Source organism: Streptomyces sp. NPDC047072, assembly GCF_040643855.1.
Lineage (GTDB): Bacteria > Actinomycetota > Actinomycetes > Streptomycetales > Streptomycetaceae > Streptomyces.
Window position 1 is genome coordinate 1 of record NZ_JBEYVC010000320.1, and the last position, 4,950, is coordinate 4,950.

Annotated in this window: 5 protein-coding genes; 2 read left to right on the top strand and 3 right to left on the bottom strand. The window is 68.8% G+C overall.

What is annotated here, in order from left to right:
• Positions 1-90 precede the first annotated feature (90 nt).
• From ABZ896_RS51960 to thyX, 3 genes are all read right to left on the bottom strand, one after another.
• A complete protein-coding gene (locus tag ABZ896_RS51960; RefSeq protein WP_360946297.1) occupies positions 91-1,776 on the bottom strand; it encodes a ribonuclease J in 1,686 nt (561 codons plus the stop codon).
• A gap of 155 nt (positions 1,777-1,931) precedes the next feature.
• A complete protein-coding gene (gene dapA, locus ABZ896_RS51965) occupies positions 1,932-2,831 on the bottom strand; it encodes a 4-hydroxy-tetrahydrodipicolinate synthase (protein WP_360946300.1) in 900 nt (299 codons plus the stop codon).
• Positions 2,832-3,042: 211 nt separating this feature from the next.
• Positions 3,043-3,783, bottom strand: coding sequence for an FAD-dependent thymidylate synthase (gene thyX, locus ABZ896_RS51970; protein WP_360946303.1), 741 nt, complete (start codon positions 3,781-3,783; stop codon positions 3,043-3,045).
• 147 nt (positions 3,784-3,930) lie between these two features.
• On the opposite strand from thyX, the gene ABZ896_RS51975 reads away from it, so the two are divergent.
• Positions 3,931-4,167, top strand: a complete 237-nt coding sequence (locus ABZ896_RS51975; protein ID WP_360946306.1) for a hypothetical protein — start codon at positions 3,931-3,933, stop codon at positions 4,165-4,167.
• Positions 4,168-4,255: 88 nt separating this feature from the next.
• Entirely contained in the window at positions 4,256-4,810 is a 555-nt protein-coding gene (locus ABZ896_RS51980; protein ID WP_360946309.1) for a hypothetical protein, read from the top strand.
• Positions 4,811-4,950 lie beyond the last annotated feature (140 nt).

The window sequence follows — 4,950 nt, forward strand, 5'->3', positions numbered from 1 at the left end:
AACTGGAGTCCATCAGAGCGATCGGCATGCGAGGACCGCACGCGGATTACACCTCCTCCCCCGAGGAGTGGGAAAGGCACCGACGAGGTGTCAGACCTCCACCACGACCGGCAGGATCATCGGCCTGCGGCGATACGTGTCGGAGACCCACTTGCCGAGGGTCCGACGGACGAGCTGTTGCAGCTGGTGGGGCTCCACCACGCCGTCCTGCGCCGAGCGTTCCAGGACCTCGGTGATCCTCGGGATCACGTCGCCGAACGCCGAGTCCTCGATGCCCGAGCCGCGCGCCTGGATGTGCGGGCCACCGGTGATCTTGCCTGTGGACGAGTCCAGGACCAGGAAGACCGAGATGATGCCCTCGTCGCCGAGGATCTTGCGGTCCTTGAGGGCCGGTTCACCGACATCGCCGACCGAGAGCCCGTCGACGTAGACGTAACCCGCCTGGACCTTGCCGGAGATCTTCGCCTTGCCCTCGACGAGGTCGACGACGACGCCGTCCTCGGCGATGACGATCCGGTCGTGCGGGACGCCGGTGAGGGCGCCCAGCTCGGCGTTGGCCCGCAGGTGGCGCCATTCGCCGTGGACCGGCATCAGGTTCCGGGGCCGGCAGATGTTGTAGAAGTACAGGAGCTCGCCCGCGGACGCGTGGCCCGAGACGTGCACCTTGGCGTTGCCCTTGTGGACGACGTTGGCGCCCCAGCGGGTCAGGCCGTTGATCACGCGGTAGACCGCGTTCTCGTTGCCCGGGATCAGGGACGACGCCAGGATCACGGTGTCGCCGTTGACGATCCGGATCTGGTGGTCGCGGTTGGCCATCCGGGACAGGGCCGCCATCGGTTCGCCCTGCGAGCCCGTGCAGACCAGGACGATCTCGTGGTCCGGGAGGTCGTCGAGCGTCTTGACGTCGACCACCAGGCCCGGGGGGACCTTCAGATAGCCGAGGTCCCGGGCGATGCCCATGTTGCGGACCATCGAGCGGCCGACGAAGGCGACCCTGCGGCCGTACTCGTGGGCGGCGTCCAAGATTTGCTGGATGCGGTGGACGTGGCTGGCGAAGCTCGCCACGATGATCCGCTTGCGGGCGCCGGCGAAGACCTGCCGCAGGACGTTGGAGATGTCCTTCTCCGGCGGGACGAAGCCCGGGACCTCCGCGTTCGTGGAGTCCGCCAGGAGGAGGTCGATGCCCTCCTCGCTCAGGCGGGCGAACGCGTGCAGGTCCGTGAGCCGGCCGTCCAGCGGGAGCTGGTCCATCTTGAAGTCGCCGGTGTGGACCACCATGCCGGCCGGGGTGCGGATGGCGACGGCCAGGGCGTCCGGGATGGAGTGGTTGACCGCGACGAACTCGCAGTCGAAGGGGCCGATGCGCTCGCGGTGCCCCTCCGCCACCTCAAGGGTGTACGGGCGGATGCGGTGCTCCTGGAGCTTGGCCTCGATGAGCGCGAGGGTCAGCTTGGAGCCGATCAGGGGGATGTCCGGCTTCTCGCGGAGGAGGAAGGGGACACCGCCGATGTGGTCCTCGTGGCCGTGGGTGAGGACGATGCCCTCGATGTCGTCGAGGCGGTCCCGGATGGACGAGAAGTCCGGCAGGATCAGGTCGATCCCGGGCTGCTCCTCCTCGGGGAAGAGCACGCCGCAGTCGACGATCAGCAGGCGGCCTCCGTACTCGAAGACCGTCATGTTCCGGCCGATCTCGCCGAGGCCGCCGAGTGGCGTGACCCGCAGGCCGCCCTCGGGGAGCGGCGGGGGCGGGCTCAGTTCAGGATGCGGATGACTCAAAAGACTCTCCTCACCACGCACGCCACGTACCGGTGGGGCACATGGCGTGCGTGACGTTCGTGCGTGTAGCAGTTGTCGTTGTGGTGTGCGGGCACCGGTGGCCCGCGTATTCAGTTGTTGAGTCTGGTTGCGCGCCCGGCGCGCGAAGTCTGGTGTTAGAGCTGTACCCCGCCTGCGGCAAGATCGATCTTGAGCTGCTCGATCTCCTCCGGAGTGAGTTCGACCATGGGGGCGCGCAGTGGTCCGGCGGGCAACCCCTGGAGGGCGAGCGCGGCCTTGGTGGTCATGACGCCCTGGGTGCGGAACATGCCCGTGTAGACCGGGAGCAGCTTCTGGTGGATCTCGGTGGCCTTCTGGACGTCACCGGAGGTGAACGCCTCGACGAGGGCGCGCAGGTCGGGCGTGACCACATGGCCGACGACCGAGACGAAGCCGACCGCGCCCACGGAGAGCAGCGGGAGGTTCAGCATGTCGTCGCCGGAGTACCAGGCGAGGCCGGCGCGGGCGATGGCCCAGCTCGCGCGGCCCAGGTCGCCCTTGGCGTCCTTGTTGGCGACGATCCGGGGGTGCGCCGCGAGCCGGACGAGCGTCTCGGTGTTGATCGGGACGCCGCTGCGGCCGGGGATGTCGTAGAGCATGACGGGCAGCCCTGCGGCGTCGGCGACGGCCGTGAAGTGCCGGTACAGGCCCTCCTGCGGGGGCTTGTTGTAGTACGGCGTGACGACCAGGAGGCCGTGGGCGCCGACGCGCTCGGCTTCGCGGGCCAGCTCGATGCTGTGGTGGGTGTCGTTGGTGCCGACTCCGGCGACCACGTGGGCGCGGTCTCCGACGGCTTCCAGGACCGCGCGTACGAGGTCCGATTTCTCCGCATCGCTGGTGGTGGGGGACTCGCCGGTGGTGCCGTTGACGATCAGGCCGTCGTTGCCTGCGTCCACCAGGTGGGTGGCGAGCCGCTGTGCGCCGTCGAGGTCGAGTGCGCCGTCCGCCGTGAACGGCGTGACCATGGCGGTGAGGACCCGCCCGAAGGGGGTCTGCGGAGTGGAGGTCGGAGCCATGGCATACACGCTACTCGGTGCTCATCGCACGGTCTGCCCTCGGGGGCTGGGAAAAGTCATGACAAAGGTGGAGCCCGGCACTGCCTGCTCGGGGGTTCAAGCAGTGCCGGGTCCGTTTGATCAGGCTAGATGAACTTCTCTAAATGCCGCAATACGGACACTTCGCACGGTGGATCCGCACATCTGTGCCCTACCGGGAAACAGGCGTCCGTTACGGCGCCACACGGCCGTTCGCATTGAAGGCGGCGTAGGTGAGCGGCATGAGCTTCGCCCACTCCGCCTCCATCTTCTCGCCGACCATCTCGATCTCCCGCTGCGGGAAGGACGGCACCTTCGCCAGCTCGTGCTGGGTACGCAGTCCGAGGAAGTGCATCAGCGAGCGGGCGTTGCAGGTGGCGTACATCGAGGAGAACAGCCCGACGGGCAGGACCGAACGGGCGACCTCGCGGGCGACACCGGCGGCGAGCATCTCCTGGTAGGCCTCGTAGGCCTGACGGTAGGAGTCCTCCATGCTGCGGGTGACCAGCTCCTGCTGGGCTTCCGTGCCCTCGACGAAGACGTACTTGCCGGGGCGGCCCTCCTGGACGAGCTTGCGGTCCGCGCCGGGGACGTAGAAGACGGGCTGGAGCTCGCGGTAGCGACCGCTCTCCTCGTTGTAGGACCAGCCCACCCTGTGGCGCATGAACTCGCGGAAGACCAGGATCGGGGCGCTGATGAAGAAGGTCATGGAGTTGTGCTCGAAGGGGCTGCCGTGGCGGTCGCGCATCAGGTAGTTGATGAGGCCCTTGGAGCGCTCGGGGTCCTTCTGGAGCTCCTCCAGGGACTGTTCGCCGGCCGTGGAGACGCGGGCGGCCCACAGCACGTCCGAGTCGGCGGCGCTGTGCTTGACCAGCTCGACGGTGACGTCGCTGCGGAAGCTGGGCTTCAGGTCGTCGGCGGGGGTGTCGGTCACGGCTCGGAGGGTCCTTCCATCACGTCTCTCGGGCGGCGACCACTCTACGCGTCAACCGATTTGGCAATGGTGGGCACCATTTGCGGTACTCGCTCGTCTGTACAGACAGGAGTTACCCGTTCGATCTCCGAAGGGAGATGCACCTCCATGTTGCGTCGGCGCGAGCCCATACCGTTCGCCTTTCTCGCCGAAGCCGACAGGTTCCGCAGCAATGTCGCTCCCCCGCCCCGGGAGCGGGCGTCCCTCGGCCAGATGGCCGGGCGCTGGCTCTTCGGGCTGACCGTCGTCGCCGGACTCGTGGGTTCCCTGGTCCTCGGGATGCCGGCGCTGTCGACCCCCTCCTCGACCCCGACTCAGCAGTCCCAGGCCTCTCACGGAAACTGACGCCATCCGGCCCCCGGTTGTGGCTGACAGGGGCCTCGGCGGATAGCCTCACCGGCACAGCCAAGCCCGGATCGAGTGAGGACCCGCCGTGCCCCTGCCCTTCCTGACGGCCGACCGCGCATTCGAGACGACGGAAGACATCGCGCTGCCGTTCGACGACCGCGACCACTGGCGGCGGCCCTACCGGCCCGGCCCGTGGCGGGTGGGTGCCGCGGCGCTCCTGCTGCTGCTCGCCTCGTACGTGCTGTTCGCGGCGGTGATCATCGCGCTGACCGACTCCGTGTCCGAGGCCGGCGTCATCCTCGTGGTCACGGTGGCCGTCATCCTCGTCGCGCTGCGGCTGTTGCGCGTGGGTGTGTGGGTGAGCGCCCGCGGGCTGCGCAGGGTGGGGTTCCTCCTCACCCGTACGGTGCCCTGGGAGCAGGTCGTCGCCGTCCGCACCCAGCAGCAGCCGGTCCGCTGGCTGGGGCTGCCGCGCACGGTGCAGGGACAGGCGCTGCTCGTCGTACGGCGGGATCGGGCGCCGGAGGACGTGCCGCCGCTGCTGACCACGCACAACGCGGACTTCCTGGCGCGGCCGGAGGCGTTCGACCGGGCTGCGGACGCGGTCGAGGCGTGGGGCGCGGAGTACGGGCGGGGCTGACACACCCCGAACAGATGATGACGGTGGGGCCGGTCCGCACAAGCTGCGGACAGGGCACCGCTACCATGGCGAAGTACGTGTCCGAGGGGGTGGACGTGCTGGTCGTGACCTGCACGGGCGGGGAGCGCGGCTCCATCCTC